The 19,571-nt window shown below is 67.9% G+C and carries 18 protein-coding genes and 1 pseudogene; 6 read left to right on the top strand and 13 right to left on the bottom strand.

Annotated features, from left to right (window positions below; genetic code table 11):
* Positions 1 to 45: 45 nt before the first annotated feature.
* The 3 genes from pheT to AU072_RS19115 form a co-directional block, all read right to left on the bottom strand.
* On the bottom strand, positions 46 to 2,544 hold the full coding sequence (pheT, locus tag AU072_RS19125; protein WP_064415264.1) for a phenylalanine--tRNA ligase subunit beta: 2,499 nt from the start codon (positions 2,542 to 2,544) through the stop codon (positions 46 to 48).
* The gene (pheS, locus tag AU072_RS19120; protein ID WP_064415263.1) at positions 2,544 to 3,587 is read right to left on the bottom strand and encodes a phenylalanine--tRNA ligase subunit alpha; all 1,044 of its coding nucleotides are present in this window, start codon (positions 3,585 to 3,587) and stop codon (positions 2,544 to 2,546) included. The genes pheT and pheS overlap by 1 nt, the downstream gene beginning before the upstream one ends.
* A gap of 75 nt (positions 3,588 to 3,662) precedes the next feature.
* Positions 3,663 to 4,517: an adenylate/guanylate cyclase domain-containing protein gene (locus AU072_RS19115; protein WP_064415262.1), complete on the bottom strand. Its 855-nt coding sequence runs from the start codon at positions 4,515 to 4,517 to the stop codon at positions 3,663 to 3,665.
* Between the two features lie 219 nt (positions 4,518 to 4,736).
* Between AU072_RS19115 and AU072_RS19110 the strand changes: the two genes are divergently transcribed.
* Positions 4,737 to 5,750: an oxygenase MpaB family protein gene (locus tag AU072_RS19110; RefSeq protein WP_064415261.1), complete on the top strand. Its 1,014-nt coding sequence runs from the start codon at positions 4,737 to 4,739 to the stop codon at positions 5,748 to 5,750.
* A 5-nt stretch (positions 5,751 to 5,755) separates the two neighbouring features.
* Positions 5,756 to 6,991, top strand: a complete 1,236-nt coding sequence (locus tag AU072_RS19105) for an acyl-CoA dehydrogenase family protein (protein ID WP_064415260.1) — start codon at positions 5,756 to 5,758, stop codon at positions 6,989 to 6,991.
* Here AU072_RS19105 and AU072_RS19100 read toward each other — a convergent pair.
* From AU072_RS19100 to infC, 4 genes are read right to left on the bottom strand one after another with little or no spacing between them, the layout of a single operon-like run.
* On the bottom strand, positions 6,988 to 7,746 hold the full coding sequence (locus AU072_RS19100; RefSeq protein WP_064415259.1) for a TrmH family RNA methyltransferase: 759 nt from the start codon (positions 7,744 to 7,746) through the stop codon (positions 6,988 to 6,990). The two genes, AU072_RS19105 and AU072_RS19100, sit on opposite strands and share 4 nt — an antisense overlap.
* A gap of 23 nt (positions 7,747 to 7,769) precedes the next feature.
* The gene (rplT, locus tag AU072_RS19095; protein WP_064346258.1) at positions 7,770 to 8,159 is read right to left on the bottom strand and encodes a 50S ribosomal protein L20; all 390 of its coding nucleotides are present in this window, start codon (positions 8,157 to 8,159) and stop codon (positions 7,770 to 7,772) included.
* Positions 8,160 to 8,196: 37 nt separating this feature from the next.
* Positions 8,197 to 8,391, bottom strand: a complete 195-nt coding sequence (gene rpmI, locus AU072_RS19090) for a 50S ribosomal protein L35 (RefSeq protein WP_064415258.1) — start codon at positions 8,389 to 8,391, stop codon at positions 8,197 to 8,199.
* A gap of 20 nt (positions 8,392 to 8,411) precedes the next feature.
* Positions 8,412 to 8,999, bottom strand: coding sequence for a translation initiation factor IF-3 (infC, locus tag AU072_RS19085; protein WP_082680943.1), 588 nt, complete (start codon positions 8,997 to 8,999; stop codon positions 8,412 to 8,414).
* A gap of 212 nt (positions 9,000 to 9,211) precedes the next feature.
* Between infC and AU072_RS19080 the strand changes: the two genes are divergently transcribed.
* Together AU072_RS19080 and lysX are read left to right on the top strand one after the other, a co-directional pair.
* The gene (locus AU072_RS19080; protein WP_064415257.1) at positions 9,212 to 9,574 is read left to right on the top strand and encodes a DUF1844 domain-containing protein; all 363 of its coding nucleotides are present in this window, start codon (positions 9,212 to 9,214) and stop codon (positions 9,572 to 9,574) included.
* A gap of 43 nt (positions 9,575 to 9,617) precedes the next feature.
* Positions 9,618 to 12,920 (top strand): bifunctional lysylphosphatidylglycerol synthetase/lysine--tRNA ligase LysX, encoded by a 3,303-nt coding sequence (gene lysX / locus AU072_RS19075; protein WP_064415256.1) that lies wholly within the window; start codon positions 9,618 to 9,620, stop codon positions 12,918 to 12,920.
* Positions 12,921 to 12,930: 10 nt separating this feature from the next.
* Here the strand turns inward: lysX and AU072_RS19070 are convergent, their stop codons facing one another.
* Positions 12,931 to 13,734, bottom strand: a complete 804-nt coding sequence (locus AU072_RS19070) for a M15 family metallopeptidase (RefSeq protein ID WP_235629924.1) — start codon at positions 13,732 to 13,734, stop codon at positions 12,931 to 12,933.
* 43 nt (positions 13,735 to 13,777) lie between these two features.
* Entirely contained in the window at positions 13,778 to 14,074 is a 297-nt protein-coding gene (locus AU072_RS19065; RefSeq protein WP_064415255.1) for a DUF732 domain-containing protein, read from the bottom strand.
* Positions 14,075 to 14,190: 116 nt separating this feature from the next.
* On the opposite strand from AU072_RS19065, the gene AU072_RS19060 reads away from it, so the two are divergent.
* Positions 14,191 to 14,508, top strand: a complete 318-nt coding sequence (locus tag AU072_RS19060; protein ID WP_235629925.1) for a PspA/IM30 family protein — start codon at positions 14,191 to 14,193, stop codon at positions 14,506 to 14,508.
* On the opposite strand, the gene AU072_RS19055 is transcribed toward AU072_RS19060, so the two are convergent.
* Both AU072_RS19055 and AU072_RS19050 read right to left on the bottom strand, forming a co-directional pair.
* Entirely contained in the window at positions 14,502 to 15,581 is a 1,080-nt protein-coding gene (locus AU072_RS19055; protein ID WP_064415254.1) for a hypothetical protein, read from the bottom strand. The genes AU072_RS19060 and AU072_RS19055 overlap by 7 nt on opposite strands.
* Positions 15,578 to 16,882, bottom strand: a complete 1,305-nt coding sequence (locus AU072_RS19050) for a hypothetical protein (RefSeq protein WP_064415253.1) — start codon at positions 16,880 to 16,882, stop codon at positions 15,578 to 15,580. The genes AU072_RS19055 and AU072_RS19050 overlap by 4 nt, the downstream gene beginning before the upstream one ends.
* A gap of 85 nt (positions 16,883 to 16,967) precedes the next feature.
* On the opposite strand from AU072_RS19050, the gene AU072_RS19045 reads away from it, so the two are divergent.
* Entirely contained in the window at positions 16,968 to 17,423 is a 456-nt protein-coding gene (locus AU072_RS19045; RefSeq protein ID WP_064415252.1) for a hypothetical protein, read from the top strand.
* Here AU072_RS19045 and AU072_RS19040 read toward each other — a convergent pair whose 3' ends face one another.
* Complete coding sequence (locus AU072_RS19040; protein ID WP_064415251.1) at positions 17,424 to 18,632, bottom strand: CHAT domain-containing protein; 1,209 nt, start codon at positions 18,630 to 18,632, stop codon at positions 17,424 to 17,426. It lies immediately after the preceding gene.
* Positions 18,614 to 19,571: pseudogene (locus AU072_RS28045) on the bottom strand (hypothetical protein); the annotation flags it as partial. The gene AU072_RS19040 and the pseudogene AU072_RS28045, both read right to left, overlap by 19 nt.

The following is a 19,571-nucleotide window of genomic DNA, read 5'->3' as shown; positions in this document are numbered from 1 at the left end:
AGGCAATTCTGCATGTTTATGCATACCTATGCAAATTCATTACTATCAGCGGCGTTGTTCGGCGCCGACCCGTTCCGCCGCGGCCTGCACGGCCGCTTCGCGAGCCGCACTGGCCTCGTCTTCGGTGAGGGTGCGATCGGCGGCGCGGAACCGCAGCGCGAACGCCAGCGATTTGCGGCCCGCGCCGACCTGCGGGCCGGTGTAGACGTCGAACAACCGCACGTCCTCGAGCAGCGGTCCCGCGCCGGCCCGGACCGCGTCGACCACGGCGGCCGCGGCGACGTCCTCGTCGACGACGAGGCTGATGTCCTGGAAGACCGCGGGAAACGGCGACACCCTCGGGGCCGGTAGTCGCTCGACGATGGGTATGGCGTCCAGATCCAGTTCGAGGGCACAGGTGCGCTTGGGCAGACCCGAGCGCTCGAGAACCGCCGGATGCAGTTCACCGGCGTGGCCGACGACGGTACCGCTCTCGCGGTCGCCGAGGACCACTTCGGCGCATCGGCCCGGATGCCACGGCAGGTGCGCCGCGGAACGCAGGCTCAGTTCGACACCGGCGGCGCGCGCAATCACCTGCACCGCCTCGAATACGTCGCCGGGGTGCACCGCGCGACCCGGCCCCCACGGCCCGGCGGGCTCGCGCAACCCGGCCACCACCACGGCGACGTGTTGGGGCTGTCGCGGCAGCGACGCGTTCAGCGCGGCGATCTCGTCGTCGCTGGGCCGCCGGTCGGTGGGGATCCGTTCGAGGGCACGCGTGTCCGGCGTCGGCTGGACGATCTGTTGGATCGCGAACAACCCGACGTCTACGGCTCCGCGGGACACGTTGCGGCTCAACGCCTCCAGTAGGCCGGGCAGCAACGTGGTGGCCAGCTGCGGGCGGTCGGAATCCAACGGGTTGAGCACGGTGGTCGTGCTCCGGCGGGTGTCGTCGGCGGGCAGGCCCCACTGATCGAACACACCCGCGGGCAAGAAGGGCGTGGGCAGGATCTCCACATACCCGTTGAGCCCCAACGATTTACCGATCGCGCGCCGCCGCCGCTGCACCGGGGTCAGGCCGCGGCCGGCCGGGGCCAGCGGCAACACCGAGGGAATGGTCTCCAGATCCTCGAGGCGCAGCACCTCCTCGACGAGGTCGGCGGGCTGGCCCAGGTCGGGACGCCAACTCGGCGGGGTGGCGGTGAGCGTGCCCTCGGTGGCGACGACCCGTGCACCGATCTGGGTGAGCCGCCGTTCTGCGGTCCCCGGGGCGTAGGTGACACCGGCGGTGCGGTCGGGCAGGTCGGCCGCCATGGTGACCGGCGGTTGCGACCAGTCGTCTCGGGGTGGCTCGCCGCGCCAGTCGGTCAGCGTGGGTTCGACCGTGCCGTGCGTGATCTCGGCGAGCAACGTGGCGCACCGGTCCAGCGCGGCGACCGAGATCGCCGGATCGACGCTGCGTTCGTAACGCCGGCCGGCTTCGCTGTACAGGCGCAGCCGTCGCTGGGTGCGCGACACCGCGGCCGGATCCCACACGGCGGCCTCGAGCAGTACATCGGTGGTGGTGTCGCGCACCTCGGTGGTGCCCGCACCCATCACGCCGCCGATCGCGGCGGTCGCGACGTCGTCGACGATCAGCACATCGGCCGGGTCGAGGCGGCGTTCGACATCGTCGAGGGTGACCACGGTCTCCCCCGGTTCGGCGAATCGCACCCGGAAACCGCCGGTGATCAGGCTGCGGTCGTGGGCGTGCATCGGATGGCCGAGTTCGAGCATCACGTAGTTGGTGACGTCCACCGCGGGCGAAATGGCCCGAATACCGGACAACAGAAGCCGTCGCTGCAGCCACCACGGGGAGACGGCACCGGGATCGATGCCGGTCACCGGGCGCAGCCCGAAGCGCTGGACGCCGGTCCCCGGGTCGATCGACACGGGCAGCGCCTCGCCCTCGGCGGGCAGTGGCACGACGTCGGCGGGGTCGACGTACTCGAGGTCGTAGGCGGCGGCGACCTCGCGGGCCATGCCGCGCACCGACAGGCAGTAACCGCGGTCCGGCGTGATGGCCAGGTGGAAGACGACGTCGTCGAGGCCGAGAACATCGGCGGCGGCGGTGCCCGGTTCGGCGGTGCCGGGGGGCAGCACCAGGATTCCCGAATGGTCGGTGCCCAGGTTCATCTCGGCCGTCGAGCAGATCATGCCGTCGGAGATCCGGCCGTAGGTCTTGCGGCTGGCGATCGTGAAATCACCGGGCAGTACCGTACCGGGCAGCGCCACCACGACCAGGTCACCGACGACGAAGTTGGTTGCACCGCAGACGATGTCACGCGGCTCGGTCTCGCCGACGTCCACCTTGACGGCGCGAATGGGCTTCTTGAACTCGGTCAGCTCCTCGATGGCGGCCACCCGCCCCACCGTCAGAGGGCCCGTGACGGGGCCGACCGGGATGACCTCCTCGACCTCGTGACCGATGCGGATCAGCGTCTCTTCGAGGTCGGCGGGGCTCACGTCCCAACCAGGCGCGCCGGCACGCACGACGTCGCGGAGCCAGCTGTACGGCAGCCGCATCAGGCCCCTACCCCGAACGGCAGGGAGAACCGCACGTCACCTTCGACCATGTCGCGCATGTCCGGAATTCCGTTGCGGAACTGCAGAGTTCGTTCCAGGCCCATACCGAAGGCAAAGCCGGAGTAGGCGTCGGGATCGATTCCGCAGGCGCGCAGCACATTCGGATTGACCATGCCGCAGCCGCCCCACTCCACCCAGCCGGCTCCGCCCTTCTTGTTCTCGAACCAGATGTCGACCTCGGCCGACGGCTCGGTGAACGGAAAGAAGTGCGGACGAAAGCGGGTGCGGGCCTGCGGTCCGAACTCCGAGCGGGCGAACGCGTCCAGCGTGCCGCGCAGGTGCGCCATCGTCAGTCCCCTGTCCACCGCGAGGCCCTCGACCTGGTGGAAGACCGGAGTGTGGGTGGCGTCGAGTTCGTCGGTGCGAAACGTGCGCCCGATCGAGACGATGTAGACCGGCGGCTCGCGTTCCAGCAGTGTGCGGATCTGCACCGGCGAGGTGTGGGTGCGCAGCACCTGCCGCGAGCCTTCGGGGGCGATGTGGAAGGTGTCCTGTTCGCTGCGCGCCGGATGATCGGGAGCGAAGTTCAGCGCATCGAAGTTGAACTGCTCGGTTTCCACCTCGGGGCCCTCGGCGAGTTCCCAGCCCATCGCGACGAATGTGTCGGCGATGCGCTCGCCCAGGATCGTGATCGGGTGCCGCGCGCCGATCGGTTGCCGGGTCGATGGCAGCGTCACATCGATGCGCTCGGCCACCAGCACCGCGGCATCCCGCTCTGCCCGCAGCGCCGCCAACCGCTCGTCGTACGCGCTCTGCGCCTGTGTGCGGGCGACGTTGACCCGCTTACCCGCATCGGCGCGGTCGGCCTTGGGCAGCGACCCAAGCGCCTGGCGCGCCAACGCGATCGCAGACCGGTCGCCGAGGTGCTCGGTCTTGGCACGCGCGAGCGCATCGAGATCGGTGGCCGCGTCGAACGCACGCCGAGCAGCGCTGACAGCCTCGGTCAGCGCTTCTTCGGACAGGTCTGCGGGCCGATCAGCCACCCGGCGATCATAGGCGATGAGCCGATGGCCCTCGAACGCCCATCAAGGCTCGGCGCGCACCGCGCAGGCCGACGACTATTGGGCCGCCGGCCGCTCCTCGTCGCTTTCGGCGCCCTGCGGATGCGGGAGCGTCTTCAGTCGATACATGACGAAATCGGCCGGCACGCCGTCCTGTTTGGGCGCGAAGAGCTGCCGACGGAGGCGTTTGGCTTCGACACCGAGCGAATCGAACTCCTCGGCTGGGATGCGGTCCAGCGTCGCCTGCGAGACCACCAGCTCTCCGCGGGTCGCGCGACTCATCACCCGGGCCGCGATGTTGACGTCGACGCCCAGCCAGTCCGATCCGATGCGCTGGGGATGGCCGGTGTGCACGCCGACCCGCATCCGCGGCGTAAAGCCGTCGACGCTTACGCTTTTCATCTCTTGGCGCGCGGCGATCACCGCCCGCAGCGCGGTCGTCGGGTCCCGGAAAACCGCCATCAGGCCGTCGCCCATGCGCTTGACGATGTGTCCACCCGCCTCCAGTAGCGGGGGCTCGACGACCTGCGACACCTGACGCAGCAACCGCAAGGTGGCCTCGTCGCCCGCATCGAGTGACCACGCCGAGAAGCCGACGAGATCGGTGAAGAGCAGCGTCGCCTCGCGGTTGGCGGGTTTCCCCGACATGCGTTCGGTGACGGCCTGCCACACCTGCAGCGCGCCCAGGCTGACCTCCCGTGTCGCGGCATCCCGCTGCAGCAGGCGATCAGCAGCGCGGGCAGCCGCCCGCGGCCCGCCCACCCCATCGGTCGACAACGGATCCCCGAACTCCGGATCACCGGGCAACGCGCGCCGCGTACGTCGCAGAAACGCGATGATGCTCTCGTTCCGATTGGTGTTCTTCAGCCAGCCCAGGGGCCCGGTCGACCGCTCGAACGGCTCGACATCCACGTCGGCCAGCCTAAGCGGGCCGCTTGACGGCGAGCAATCTCGTTATGCGAAGCGGTAATCCGAAAGACGAAAGCGGGGTCGCCGAAGTGGCTGGTCACGGGTGTGTGGCGGGTCAGTAGCCGCTGAATAACGTTGCGGGACGACGCGCCCCGCAAATCGTAGACAACGCCGGTTGTCAACATTATCGTTGAGTCTGACGCCGATTCAGCGAGGAATCAGATGACCGTGAGCAGCACCGCGAACCCCCTGGGACCCGACTCGTTGACGTGGAAGTATTTCGGCGACCTGCGCACGGGTCTGCTGGGGGTGTGGATCGGCGCCGTCCAGAACATGTATCCGGAACTGGGCGCGGGTGTAGAAGACCATTCGATCCTGCTCCGTGAACCGCTGCAGCGCGTCGCCCGCTCGGTGTACCCGATCATGGGTGTGGTCTACGACGGCGAACGCGCCTCGCAGACCGGAGAGCAGATCAAGAGCTACCACACCACGATCAAGGGGGTGGACGGCGAGGGCCGGCGCTACCACGCGCTGAACCCCGAGACGTTCTACTGGGCGCACGCCACCTTCTTCATGCTGATCATCAAGACTGCCGAGTACTTCTGCGGCGGACTGACCGAAGCCGAGAAACGCCAGCTGTTCGACGAACATGTGCAGTGGTACCGGATGTACGGCATGAGCATGCGGCCGGTGCCGCAAAGCTGGGAGGAGTTCTGCCAGTACTGGGACCGCAAGTGCCGCGAGGAGCTCGAGATCAACCGCGCCACGCTCGACATCTTCTCGATCCGGATCCCCAAGCCGTGGTTCGTGTTGATGCCCACCGGGTTGTGGGACCAGCTCTTCAAACCGATGGTCGGCGCGCAGCGCTGGATCGCGGCGGGTGTATTCGACGACGCCCTTCGCGAGAAGGCCAACATGCGCTGGACGCCGGGAGACGAGGTGCTGCTGCGCCTGTTCGGCAAGCTGGTGGAGTTCGCATTCGTGGCGGTGCCCGACGAAATCCGTTTGCACCCAAGGGCTTTGACCGCATATCGGCGTGCCCAGGGCCGTCTTCCCGCGGACGCTCCACTGGTCGAGGCACCTGCGTTCATGGCCCCGCCGAGCGACCGGCGCGGGCTGCCGATGCACTACGTCCCGCCGCGCAAGTCGCTGCTCGACCGGGCCGGGTCGCTGGTGCACACCACGTTCTCTTTGGCGGGGCTGCGTCCGGCGCGCGGACGCAGTAAGGCAGCCTAGAGGGCATGCTCGAATGGTCTGATGTCGATCTCGCCGTGCGCGATGCCGTCCGCGAGTTCGTCGACAAGGAAATCCGCCCGCACGTCGACGCCCTGGAGAGCGGCGAGATGGAGCCCTACCCCATCGTGCGCAAGCTGTTCGCGACGTTCGGCATCGCCGACATGGCGCGCGAGTCGCTGAACAAGCGCCTTGCCCGGCTGCGTGATGGCGGCGGCTCGTCGGAGAAGTCCTCGGGTGGCGGCATGTTCGGTGAGGGGTCCGGCGGGATGGGCTTCGTCGTGATCAGTGAGCTGTGCCGGGTGTCGATGGGCGTCGTCACCGGCATGGGGGTCAGCCTCGGGCTGACGGTGCCGACGATCATGAGCCGCGGGACATTGGCCCAGCAGGAGCGCTGGCTGCCCGATCTGGTCACCTACGACAAGGTCGGCGCGTGGGCGATCACCGAGCCCGATTCGGGCTCCGATGCGTTCGGCGGTATGAAGTCCTACGTCGTACGTGATGGAGACGACTACATCCTCAACGGGCAGAAGACCTTCATCACCAATGGCCCCGACGCCGACGTCGTCGTGGTCTACGCAAAGCTCGACGAGGGGGACCCCGGCGTCGACAAGCGCGACCGCAAGGTGCTGACCTTCGTGCTCGACCGCGGCATGGAGGGTTTCGTCCAGTCGAAGCCGTTCCGCAAGATGGGTATTCACAGCTCGCGCACCGGCGAGTTGTTCTTCAACAACGTGCGATTGGGCCGGGACCGACTGCTCGGTGAGACCGAGGACAATTCCGCCGGTGACGGCCGCGCCAGCGCGCGGTCGAGCTTCAGCACCGAACGCATCGGTGTTGCCGCGATGTCGCTGGGGGTGATCGAGGAGTGCCTGCGGCTGTGCGTCGACTACGCCAAGAGCCGCACGCTGTGGGGTCAGGAAATCGCACAGTTCCAGCTGATCCAGCTCAAGCTCGCGAACATGGAGGTGGCGCGGATGAACGTGCGCAACATCCTGTTTCGCGTGATCGAGGCGGCGCAGGCCGGTGTGGCGATCTCGCTGGCGGAGGCGTCGGCGATCAAATGGTATTGCTCTCAGGCCGCCACCGACGTCGCGATGGACGCCGTGCAGCTGTTCGGCGGCAACGGCTACATGACCGAGTACCGCGTCGAACAGTTGGCGCGCGACGCCAAGTCCTTGATGATCTACGCCGGCAGTAACGAGGTGCAGATCACCCACGTGGCGCGGGGTCTGTTGAGCTAGGAGCGGCGTTGTGCCCGTGCGCTCTGATACAGGCAGATCGCTGCGGCCGCGGCCACATTGAGGCTCTCGGCGTTGCCCGGCATCGGGATGTGAACGCGATGCGTCGCCGACGCCGCCAGATCGACGGGCAGGCCGTGGGCCTCCGGCCCGAACAACCACGCCGTCGGCTGCGACAGGGCGGCCTCGAGGTCGGGGCTGTCCAAGGAGGTCTCGCCGTCTACGGTCGTCGCGAACACCTGCAGGCCGGCGCCCGCGAGTCGCGCCACCGCCAAAGCGGCGTCGCTGTCCGAGACGACGGGAATCGAGAAGATGCTGCCGGCCGAGGCGCGCAGGCACTTCCCGTTGTACGGGTCGACGCTGTGCCCGGCGAACACGACGGCGTCGGCCCCCATCGCATCCGCGATCCGGATCAGCGTGCCCGCGTTGCCCGGTTCGGACATCTCGACCGCGACCGCGACCAGGCGCGGCGACTCGGCCAGCACGTCGTCCAGCGACGTCTGAGGAATCGTGCAGAGCGCGACAAGTCCGACCGGAGTCACCGTCTCCGACAACGCTTTTGCGGCGCGTTCGGTCACCAGGTGCACCGGGACATCGGCGAGCATCGCACCGAATCGGTGCGCGGCGTCCTCGGTGGCGAAGACCTCGGATACGAGTCCGCGCCGCAACGCCGCCTCGACGAGGTTGGGGCCCTCGGCGAGGAAGCGCGCGGCGCGGCGTCGTCCGACGTGGCGGTGCAGCTTGACCGCTGCGACCACGCGGGCGGAGCGTTCGGTGAGCGTCAGGCAGCCTCGCCCGACGGCGCGTTCACGTCCTCGGGCAGCGCGCCCTTGGCGACCTCCACCAGCGCGGTGAACGCCGCCGGATCGCTGACGGCGATCTCGGCGAGGTTCTTTCGGTCCACCTCGACCCCAGCGGCTTTGAGCCCCTGGATCAGCCGGTTATAGGTGATGTCGTTGGCGCGGGCGGCGGCATTGATACGCGAGATCCACAGCTTGCGGAACTCGCCCTTACGGGCGCGCCGGTCACGATAGGCGTAGTTGAGCGAATGCAGCTGCTGCTCTTTGGCCTTGCGGTACAGCCGCGACCGCTGGCCCCGGTAGCCCTTGGAGGCTTTGAGGATTGTCCGCCGCTTCTTCTGGGCGTTGACTGCGCGCTTGACGCGTGCCATGGGAATGTCCTTCGTTCAGGTCGTACGTGTTCGTCGGTCAGCCGTTGAGCATCTTGTTGATGCGGGCGTTGTCGGCGGCCGACACCACGGTGCGGCCGTCGAGTCGCCGGGTGCGCTTGCTCGGCTTGTGCTCGAGCAAGTGGCGGCGGTTGGCCTTCTGGCGCACGATCTTGCCGGTTCCGGTGCGACGGAACCGCTTGGAAGCGCCGCTGTGGGTTTTCGCCTTGGGCATGGGTCCTCTGCTCTGTCGTTCTAACTGTTTCGGTCGGGTGCTGGGGCCGGCTCTGCGGAGCCTTCGGCCTGTTGCGCCGCCTTGGCGCGAGTCTTCGCGCCGCGGTGCGGGGCCAGCACCATCGTCATGTTGCGCCCGTCCTGTTTGGCGGACGTCTCGACGAAGCCGTAATCGGCGACATCGGCGCCCAGCCGCTGCAGGAGACGGAAGCCCAACTCGGGCCGCGACTGTTCGCGGCCGCGGAACATGATCGTCACCTTGACCTTCGACCCCGCCTCGAGGAAGCGGATCACGTGACCCTTTTTGGTCTCGTAGTCGTGCGGGTCGATCTTGGGACGGAGCTTCTGTTCCTTGACGACGGTCTGCTGCTGGTTCTTGCGAGACTCGCGCGCCTTCTGAGCCGTCTCGTATTTGAACTTTCCGTAGTCCATGATCTTGCAGACCGGGGGTTTGGCATCCGGTGCTACTTCGACGAGATCGAGATCGGCATCCGCGGCGACGCGGAGGGCATCTTCGATGCGCACTATGCCTACCTGTTCACCGCCCGGTCCGATCAGGCGGACTTCAGGTACGCGGATACGCTCGTTGACGCGGGTCTCAGTGCTGATGGGGCCTCCTATGTTGTCCTCTAGGAGCCCACTCCGTCAGCTCTGCTCAACGAACAGAAAAGCCCTGCTCAAAGCAGGGCCCACAGCCGACCAGGACAGGCGTTGACGCCTGTGACCGGACCGCTGAGCCGGTATGGCCAGCGGTGGGAGGGGGACTCCACTTGCTGTCCCTGGCGTTTGCCGGGACGGTCGCGCATGCCAGTCTAGCAGCCATGACCGATGACCCGAACTCAGCTGACCTCGACGGCACCGGCATTCGTGAACTCGCCGAGATCCCCGCCGTCGAGGTGATCACCCGCTCGGCCGTGATGCTGATGAGCGCCGCCGCCGAGAAGCTCGGGCTGTCGGCCGACAATCCCGACGAGAGCCCGCACCGCGATCTCGACGAGGCGCGCAGGCTGATCACCGCGCTGGCCGGGTTGGTCACCGCGTCCGCCGAGTATCTCGGACCCCATGCCGGGCCGGTGCGTGACGGTTTGAAGACGCTGCAATTGGCCTTCCGCGAGGCCAGCGCATCCCCGGACGAACCAGGCCAAGGCCCCGGCGAGAAATACACCGGACCCGTCTGGTCGTGAGTCGCCACCCATTTGGCGCTCTGACCGAATAATGTCGCGGCCTATGACCGTCGCGAGCCTGCCCGTCACCCGCCGCCGGTCCAGGTACTGGTGGGTGCCCGCGGCGGCGGGCTGGACGGTCGGCATCATCGCCACGCTCTCCTTGATGGCGAGCGTCTCGCCGTTCGTGCGGTCGGTCATCCGGGTTCCGCGTGAGTTCGTCAACGACTACATCTTCAACTTCCCCGACACCAGCTTCGCGTGGGCGTTCGTGCTGGCGCTGCTGGCCGCGGCGCTGGCGGCACGCAAACGGATCGCCTGGTGGATCCTCGTCGGCTACATGGTGGGCGCGATCGTCTTCAACATCGCCGACCTGGTGTCCGGCGACGAGTCGGTGGTCGAGGAGATCGGTGAGGTCATCGGACTGGTCTTCCATATCGCCGCGATCCTGTTCCTGCTGCTGGCTCGCGGCGAGTTCTGGGCGAAGGTGCGCCGCGGCGCCCTGCTGAAGGCGGCGCTCGTGCTGGTCGCGGGGATGGCGATCGGCACCCTGATCGGCTGGGGTCTGCTCGAACTGTTCCCGGGCACGCTGAGCCGCGACGACCGGTTCTGGTACGCGCTCAACCGGGTCAGCGCGTTCGCGGGCGCGGACTCCTCGAATTTCACCGGCCATCCGCATGTCCTGATCAACGCGGTGCTCGGGCTCTTCGGCGCACTGGCCCTGATGGTCGCGGCGATCGTGCTGTTCCAGTCCCAGCGCGCCGAGAACGCGCTGACCGGCGAGGACGAATCCGCACTGCGGGGTCTGCTGGAGTTGTTCGGCAAGAACGACTCCCTCGGTTATTTCGCCACGCGCCGCGACAAGGCGGTGGTGTTCGCGCCCAATGGGCGTGCCGCGATCACTTACCGCGTGGAAGTCGGTGTGTGCCTGGCGAGCGGGGACCCGGTCGGTGATCCCAAGGCGTGGCCGGCGGCGATCGAGGCGTGGCTCGCGCTGTGTCAGAGCTATGGCTGGGCCCCCGGGGTGATGGGCGCGAGTTCGGCCGGCGCCGAGGCGTTCCGCGAGGCCGGGCTCAACGCCCTGCAACTCGGCGACGAGGCCATTCTGCATCCCGACAACTTCCGGCTGTCCGGACCGGACATGCGCGCGGTCCGGCAGGCCGTGACCCGGGCGCGGCGTGCGGGCGTGAGTGTGCGCATCCGCAGGCACCGCGATTTGGGCGCCGAGGAGATGGCCGACGTCATCGCCCGCGCCGACGCCTGGCGCGACACCGACGACGAGCGCGGCTTCTCGATGGCGCTGGGCCGGCTCGGCGACCCTGCCGACGGCGACTGCCTCCTGGTCGAGGCGGTTGGGAACGATGAAGTCGTCGCCATGCTGTCGTTGGTTCCGTGGGGCACCAACGGCGTCTCGCTGGACCTGATGCGCCGTGCATCCCACTCCCCCAACGGCACCATCGAATTGATGGTCAGCGAACTGTGCATGCAGGCCGAGGACATCGGCATCACGCGGATCTCGTTGAACTTCGCCATGTTCCGCTCGGCGTTCGAACAGGGCGCCCAGCTCGGGGCGGGCCCGGTCGCGCGGCTGTGGCGCAGCCTCCTCGTGTTCTTCTCCCGGTGGTGGCAGCTCGAGACGCTGTACCGCTCGAACATGAAATACCAACCGGAATGGGTCCCGCGCTACGCCTGCTACGACGACGCCCGACTGGTGCCCCGGGTCGGGGTGGCCTCGGTGATCGCCGAAGGCTTTCTGGTACTGCCCTTCTCGCGTCGCCACGAACAGCCGCACACCGGGCACCACACCGCGGTACCACAGGATCTGGTGGCGACCGGTCTGCTGCACCACGACGGCACGGCCCCCGATGTCAGTGGGCTGGCGGCGGACCTGCCCGATGCCGAGGAGCCACGGCAGCCGGAGCAGCTGCGAGTGCGCATGGCCAAGATGAAGGCGTTGCAGGACAATGGCACCGATGCCTACCCCGTCGGTACGCCGCCGTCGCACACCATCGCCGAGGCGATCGACGCCGACGACGACGTTCCGGTGACGGTGGCGGGCCGGGTGCTGCGCAGCCGCGACTACGGCGGCGTGTTGTTCGCCCAGCTGCGCGACTGGTCCGACGAAGTTCAGTTGCTGCTGGACAATTCGTTGCTCGAATCGGCGACGACGGCGGACTTCACCCATGCCATCGATCTCGGTGACCTCATCGAGGTGTCGGGCACGATGGGTTTCAGCAAGAAGGGCACCCGTTCCCTTCTGGTGCGTGACTGGCGGATGATCGGCAAATGCCTGCGCCCGCTCCCCGACAAGTGGAAGGGGTTGACCGACCAGGAAGCGCGCGTGCGCGCCCGCTACGTCGACCTGGCGATCAACACCGAGGCTCGCGATCTCATCCGCGCGCGCAGCGGCGTGCTGCACGCGATTCGGGAAACCCTGGTGGCCAAGGGGTTCCTCGAGGTCGAGACGCCCATACTGCAACAGATCCACGGTGGCGCGAACGCCCGGCCGTTCCTCACCCACATCAACGCCTACGACCTGGACCTCTACCTGCGGATCGCTCCCGAGCTGTACCTCAAGCGGCTCTGCGTGGGCGGTGTCGAGCGAGTCTTCGAGCTGGGCAGGGCGTTTCGCAACGAGGGCGTCGACTTCAGCCACAACCCCGAATTCACGTTGTTGGAGGCCTATCAGGCGCACGCGGATTACAACGTCTGGATCGACGGTTGCCGGGAGCTGATCCAGAACGCCGCCCTCGCCGCCAACGGTGCGCAGGTGTTCTACCGGCCCCAGCAAGGCGGTGGGCTCGAGCCCGTCGACATCTCCGGTCAGTGGACGGTCAAGACGGTGCACGACGCCGTGTCCGAAGCCCTCGGTGAGCAAATCGGGCCCGAAACCGAGTTGCCGCGGTTGCGCAAACTGTGTGACGCCGCTGCCATTCCATACCTCACGCACTGGGACGCAGGTGCGGTGGTGCTGGAACTCTATGAGCGGCTGGTCGAGGACCGCACCGAGTCGCCGACGTTCTACAAGGACTTCCCGACGTCGGTCTCACCGCTGACCCGTCCGCACCGCAGCATCCCCGGCGTGGCAGAGCGGTGGGACCTGGTGGCGTGGGGCGTCGAACTCGGCACCGCCTACAGCGAACTCACCGATCCGGTCGAACAGCGCCGCCGATTGCAGGAGCAGTCCCTGCTGGCCGCGGGCGGCGATCCGGAGGCGATGGAACTCGACGAGGACTTCCTGCAGGCGATGGAATACGCGATGCCGCCCACGGGCGGATTGGGTATGGGCGTGGACCGCGTCGTCATGTTGATCACGGGGCGCAGCATCCGCGAGACGCTTCCGTTCCCGTTGGCCAAACCTCGATGACAGAAGCGCGTCAGCCTCCTGTCAGCGAGGACGCGTCGACCGGGAAGTCGAAGTAGCTGTCCGGGTACGGCTCCGGCTTGAACGTGTAGTGCCACCATTCCTTTTCGTAGTTCTGCAGCCCGTGCTTCTGCAAGCCCTCCTTCAACAGCAGCCGGTTCTGCAGTTGCGGGCCTTGGACACGCGCGTCGAGCGTGTTGGCGAGGGTGTCGAAGCAGTCATAACCGGTACCCATGTCAATACTGTTGTCCGGGAAGCGTTCTGCCTGCGGTGCGGCGCAGTCCACCAGCGGCGCGCCGGGTACATAAGGCGGCGTCGTTGCCGCGGGCAGCGGCACCAGGGTGAGATCGACGGTGCTGCCGCGCGTATGCCCAGACTGGTTGGCGATGTAGCCGTCGGCGAACAACCGCGACTTGTCGACCCGGGGATAGAACTCGGCCTTCATCCGCTGGTCGAGTGGATTGTTCGCCCATGCAACGAATTCGTCGACTGCGCGCTGCGGTCGGTAGCAGTCGTACACCTTCAGAGACAGGCCGCGTTCGAGGAAGTCTTGTTGTGCGCGGGCCAGCGCCTCTGCCGTCGGACGGGTCAGGATGCACGCCGGCGCGCGGTATCCGTCGATCGGGTCACCGACGAAGTTGTGCGGGGTGCGGTAGCGGATGTCCTGCAGGATCGTCGGGGCCACGTCGCTCAGTGAGACGAAGTCGGCAGGTGCTGTCGGTTCCGATTGTCCCGCGGCGGGCGGCACAGTGATGATCGCGGCCAGAAGACCGACGGCGAGGGTTCCCGTGATTCTGTGCACGCTCCATTGCAACACGGCGGGAAGCCTTCCCGCCCAGTTGAACGGGGCTACGACAGAGCTACGACGGACAGTACGACTGGGTCGCGGCGCCGACGAAGAACCCGCTCTGCTCCAGGGTCCAGTTGGCCGGTTCACTGATCTCGACCGCAACCTGTTCAGGTTTCTGCCCGGCGGCCACGTAATCACAGACCGCGTGGGCAAGGCTGATTGCGTCCTTGGGGGTCGAGAACGGGATCCCTTCGCCCTCGAGCACCGAGACGAAGATGTCGTCGGTCTCGTCGGCCAAGGCCGGTGCGGCGGTGCCGAGCGCCATGGCGACGCCGACAACCGCTGAGAAAATGATGCCGCCGCGCATGGTGGCTCCCTTCGCCGTGATGACGGCAAGACGCTACGCGCGTCGTACAAACAACGCGGGGCTTTCGTCAAAATTGCCATAACCGTCGTGAGGGGCGGGCGGGTACCGTGAACGGCATGCCGGGCGACACCACTCCGGAACCGGATCAGGAACCCGCCGTCGACGCGGAAGTCGTGGAGCCGAAACCTGAGTCCACCACTCCGGTCGAGCCGGTCGACAGCGGCTACACCCCCGGTGGTGTGCCGACCTTCGACGCCGTGCGCGAGAAGATCGAGACCCGCTACGGCACCGCGATCGGCGCGTCCGAACTCGCGGCCGAAACCCCCGAAGGTCGAAGCGTCGCCGAGCAGTACGACGAGCGGCAGCGGGCGGCCGCCGAGCGCCTGGAACAGATCCGCGAGCAGATGCGCAGACAGTCCGACGAGTCTCAGTAATCCGATTCGGCGGCAAGGATCTCGGCCAGGAACGCATCCGGACCGGGTTGATCCATCCGCGACCGAGCGAAGGCGCGCACCCGCTCGCGGGTTTGGGCCGACTCGTCGACATCGGCGCCCACCACCACCCTTGCGCCGCGCCAGTCATGGTTCCAGGCAAAGGTTTCGGAGATCGGTGTGCTGTCGGTGTCGACAACGGGAAACGACGCACGTCCGTCCGCTCCGAGTACGCCCGTCCCCCCGACGGTTCCCGACTCCAACCGCACGGTGATGCCGTGGGGGGTGCCCTGCCCTGCCAACTCCACGTCCACCACCGCGCTCACACCGTCGCCGGTCGCTTCGATTGACCACGTGACGGTGTCCTCGGCAGCGTCGAAGACCCCCGGTGGTACGGCCGCCCAGTTGAGCGAGGCGGTGCCATCACCGATGACCGCGGAGCTCCGGACGTGCGTATCCGCCCCTGCCGCAAGTGCGTAGTCGGCGCGCCGGCCACTCACCGGGCCCGCATCGAGTGCGACTCCGACGTCGTCGGCCACGTTGCGGCACAGCTCGACAAGCGCTGTGACCCGCGGATCGCCCTCGTGCACAGCGGCATCCAGCGCCGCCGAGTGGGGGGCAAGCAGATGGGTGATCTCCGAGTCGAAGGTTTCGTCACCGAAGTAGTCCTGCGCCGCGGCGGTCAACAGCGCGACCTCGGCGTCCAAAAGCGCACCGTCCAGGGTCGCGATCGCATCCCGCTGGCTCGCCGGCCACCAGCGCCGTAGCCAGTGGCCGAGCGCGAGCCGACGCAACGGAGCAAGCGCATCGGGCAGCAGGGTCACACCGGCCACCTCCACGCTGTCGACAGCGACGCGGTCACCTAGCGCGCAGACCACGGCGTGGTGGCCGGTCTCACCGACCACCCGCCACAACCAGTCGGCTCGCGCCGGATCGGTGAACGCGATCTGGGCATCCGTCGAATCGTCGACCGTCCATGACAGCACCGCACCGCTGACTTCCAGCACGGCCACCAGCGGAGCCGGGGCCACCAGCGGTCCCGTCGTCCACAGACCCGAATCTGCCGTGAGCCTCATCCCGCCACCTGCAGCTCCAGCATGGTCTTGATCCGCTGGCGGTGGTCCAGGCTGACCGACCGGGCCACCCCTTCCAGCACCGCTCGGACGTCATCGACGTCGTCACACGGTTCCTGCCATACATCGCGGCCGTGCAGCCGGGCCCACAACCGGCTCAGGTAGGGGCGCGCGAATGCGGCCAGCTCGTCGATCACCTGCTGCTGGCGCGGATGGATCGGCTGGCCGGAGACCAGGTAGCGGCGCGCGTGCAGCACGTAGGCCTCCTTGCGCAGCCGAGCCTGGATCTGCCGGGCCAACTCGTAGCGAGAATCGGCGACATCGGCCAACGGCGCGAGATGCACCGCCACCTCGATTCCTGCGACCAGCGTGGCCTGCTTGTCCTCTCCGATCAGACCCCAAGGCGCGCAGGCCCGGTCGACCTCTTCGGCGCACAACGTCGGCACGTCGGGAAGCTCGTCGCGGTCCATGGCCCTTCGCAGCGTTGCGCGCACCCTGTCGATCACGCCGCGGTTCAGGGGCCGGTCGTTGTCCGTGCTGCCGATGACGCTCGGCCGCTGTTGTGGCTCAACAGAGCTGAGACCGAGGTCCACGATGGACCACGGCAACTCGGCCGGCCTGCTGCGGGCCTTGGCTCCGAGGTTGTACGGCGCGGCGTCGGCGACCAACGCCTGCCACACACGCTGCCGGGCGGCGGTGGCCGAGTGGCTGTCGGCGGAGCCGAGCACCGTGGTCAGCCCGGCCATGAACGGACCGGTGATCGCGTTGCCCGCGCGCACGTCTCGCCAGCTGCTGCTGAGTTGCTTCTCCAGTTCGGTGATGACCTTCTCGTCGGATACGAACCGGTTCAGTACCTCGATCGCCGTGCGGTCACGTTCACTGTGGATGTCGCGCAGCACCTCCTCGGCGCCCGAACCATGTTGTGAGGGAGCACCTTTCGTCACGGCCAGCTCGAAACACACCGGGAAGTAAAGCTCCTGGGCATTGCCCGAGGTGATGCGTAAGCGGCGCCGCTCCCGTTTGAGGACGTCGAACCAGGCCGCGGTGTCCCGCAGTTGCGCTGCGTGGCCGACGATCGCGTCGTACATCGCATCGGCCACGTCGGGCGCGACGAAGGGTGCCGAGAAATGAGTGTTCGAGCGCAGCCGCAACACCAGCGGATCGATGACCCGCTTCACCGTTCGCCGCAGCGGCCCGCCGTCTTCACCGCTGAGCACCTCGACGCCGGGCCCGATGGCACGCCAGGCCCGGTCGATGACCGCCCGACGCGGATGGGCGACGGCGACGGCCGTCTCGGTGCTCATCAGGACAGGATAGAAGTACGTCGGCGATTGTGGACAGCAGGAAAGTTGGGTTCGGTAGCGGCACGCCCGTCCGACCCTTTAGGTCATGTTCACTGTGCTGTTCGCGTTCGTCTGCATCGTCTACATCGGTACGACGGCCGCTTCGTTACTACCCGCTTGGAGGCTCTCGCGTGTGGAGTCCGGCGAGGCCGACGAGCGTCTGGCCACGGCGGAGGACATCCTCGCCGCGCGAGCGGAGTTCGACCGGATGATGGTGCGCAAAGGCCTGCTCACCTGCGACCGACTCGAGTTGATCCGCAACGGCACTCGATCAAGGGCCGTCGTCACCGCGATGCGGCCTACCGGGCAGGCGCTCGAGGACTGCCGGGAGGTCGAACTGGATGTGATGGTCAAAAGGCCTGGAGGGGGGCAGTTTCCCGCCCGGGAGACGGCGTTGGTGCCGGCGTCCGCGCTCGTGAAGGTCTCCCCCGGCAGCATCATCGACACCTACTACCGACCAGGTGACGAGACCGCCGTCGCGATCTGTGTGGCGCCGGTGTGATCAGCGCGCGCCGTCGACGGCGAAGCTGGCCAGCGCCGCCCAGTACAGCGGGCTGGCGGTCAGATCGCCGCCGCGCCAGTCGCGCATCCGTTGCCGCTGCCAGCGGTTGACCGCGCGGCCGGCCTCATCGGCCTCATGGGCGCAGTCGACGGCGACGATCGTCTCGCTCATCGGGTCGGCATCGGATTCGGCGAACTGCCGATAGCCCGCGGTCGTCGGTAACGACCACAACGTGGCGGTGACCAGTTGGGCGCCACCCAGGATCATCGCCGCCACCAGCCCGCTGGCCTCGTCGAACTGATAGTCCCCGCCGGATGCGCACGCCAGCAGCGCAACTCGCGGAGGGAAAGGCAATCTCGCCGTCATGAGCTCGCCCGCGGTGAGCGGCCGTTCTTCGGCGAGGTGCAGTGCGGCGCGGTCCGCGTGGCCGGCGTCGCCGTCGGCGGCCGTGGCGTGCCCGACGTACACCATGCGGCCGGGGTGCCGGGCGAGTTGACCGGCCAGCCAACCCCGGTCGGCGTCGGTGCGCCGGAACAGCTCGACTGCGCCCGTCACGTCCGGCAGCACGGCGCAACGGGCGGCCAGATCGGCGAAATGCCGTGCCAGGACGGTATCGGGCGACGGTCTGCCGAGCACGGAGCCCAACGCCGCGTCCGGGCGTTGACCGGGAACGCGCGGGTCCAGCACCAACAGAACGGGCTTGTCGCCGCTGTCGTTCCAATCCACCAGAGTTCGCGGCGAATTGACGATGTTGGGAGGCACGGCCATCATGACCTCGGCCAGTTCCATCAGCCGGGTGCCGTCGTCGCCCGGCGATGCCAGCAGGCCCCAGGGCGTCCTGGCCAACCGTGCGCTCGGCGAGACGAACAGTGTCGCGCGTGGTGACGCCACATGCTCGACGAGCAACTGCCAGCCGGCCTGCGCGATCAGCCGGGCGCCCAGCGCGCGGGCGAGGTCGAATTCGGTGGCGGGCGAGGCGAATGCTCCCCTGGTGATCGCGCGGTCGAGCGCGTCGCGACGGTTCTCGGTGCCGACCGGGTCGGGCAGGGCCTCGGCCAGTCGCTGCTCGGCTGCAACGAGATCCGGCTGTTCGACCACCCAGGTGACGGTTCGCGACGGGTCGCCGACGACCCGCAGGGCCGCGTACGTCGCCACCCCGACGTCGGCGAAGCGCAGGACGAGAGTTTCGGTCAAGGCCACGTGCACCACGCGGGCTCGTCCGCGGTCACGTCGCGGCCGTACCGCTCGGCTGCCAGCGCGCGGTAGCGGCCGATGATCGGTGCGGTGGCAGGGTCCATCACCAGCGGCGGCAACGGTCCCAGCCGGGTCAGCGACGCACCTGAAGTGACCGCCGGTCCGGCGGCGACGAGCGCGTACTCGTCGGCGGACTCCACAGGTACGGCCGCTGTGGCGGTACCCGCCCAGTCCATGGCGTCGGCGGAAGCGGGTTCGGCGGTGAACGTGCCCCGCGCGCTGTGGTATTCGATGAGTTCGCTGACGAGATCGGTATTGCCCCACTCCCATGCGACGGCGAAGGCACCGGCGAGAATCGGGGCAGAAACGTAGGTCGCCCAGCGCATCCGGGCATCGGCGTCGGGAATCGAGTACCGCACCGAGTCGACGGCCATCGCGGCGGGAAGTTTGAGTTCGGCGGCCTTCTCCAGCTTTTCGGCCGCGTGGACGGGATCGGCCAGTGCATCGGCCCGCCAGACGTTACCGAGCTGGTCGTCGAGGCGGGCGAACTGCAACCAGCTGTGCCGTGGCCATGCGTCGAGCAGTTCGCGCGCCTCTTCGACGCGCTCGAGAGCTGCGGCGAAGTCTCCGCGGAAGATGTCTACCCAGCTGCGCTGCAACAAGATCCGATGGATGTGCAGTGGTTTCTCGATCTCACGCCAGTGCCGTTCGGCGTGGCCGAGCCGTTCGTCGGCATCGTCGAGCGCACTCACGGAGATGCTGATCAGGCCGAAGTACAGCCAGCACCGCGAGACGTCGTGTGCGCGAAGATGTTCGGCGATGGCCGGATATGCCTCGTGGACCAACGTCTGCGCCTGCGGCCGGTCCCCCACCGACCACGCCGCCGTCGCGCGTTCGAGTTGAGTTCGCGCCACCGCCAACCTCCACCCCCGCCCCCCCCCCCGCGCCCCCGCC

This window comes from Mycolicibacterium novocastrense, from assembly GCF_001499835.1.
Taxonomy (GTDB): domain Bacteria; phylum Actinomycetota; class Actinomycetes; order Mycobacteriales; family Mycobacteriaceae; genus Mycobacterium; species Mycobacterium novocastrense.
Note: the sequence above shows the minus strand (reverse complement) of the source record. Positions and strands in the feature narration are given on the sequence as shown.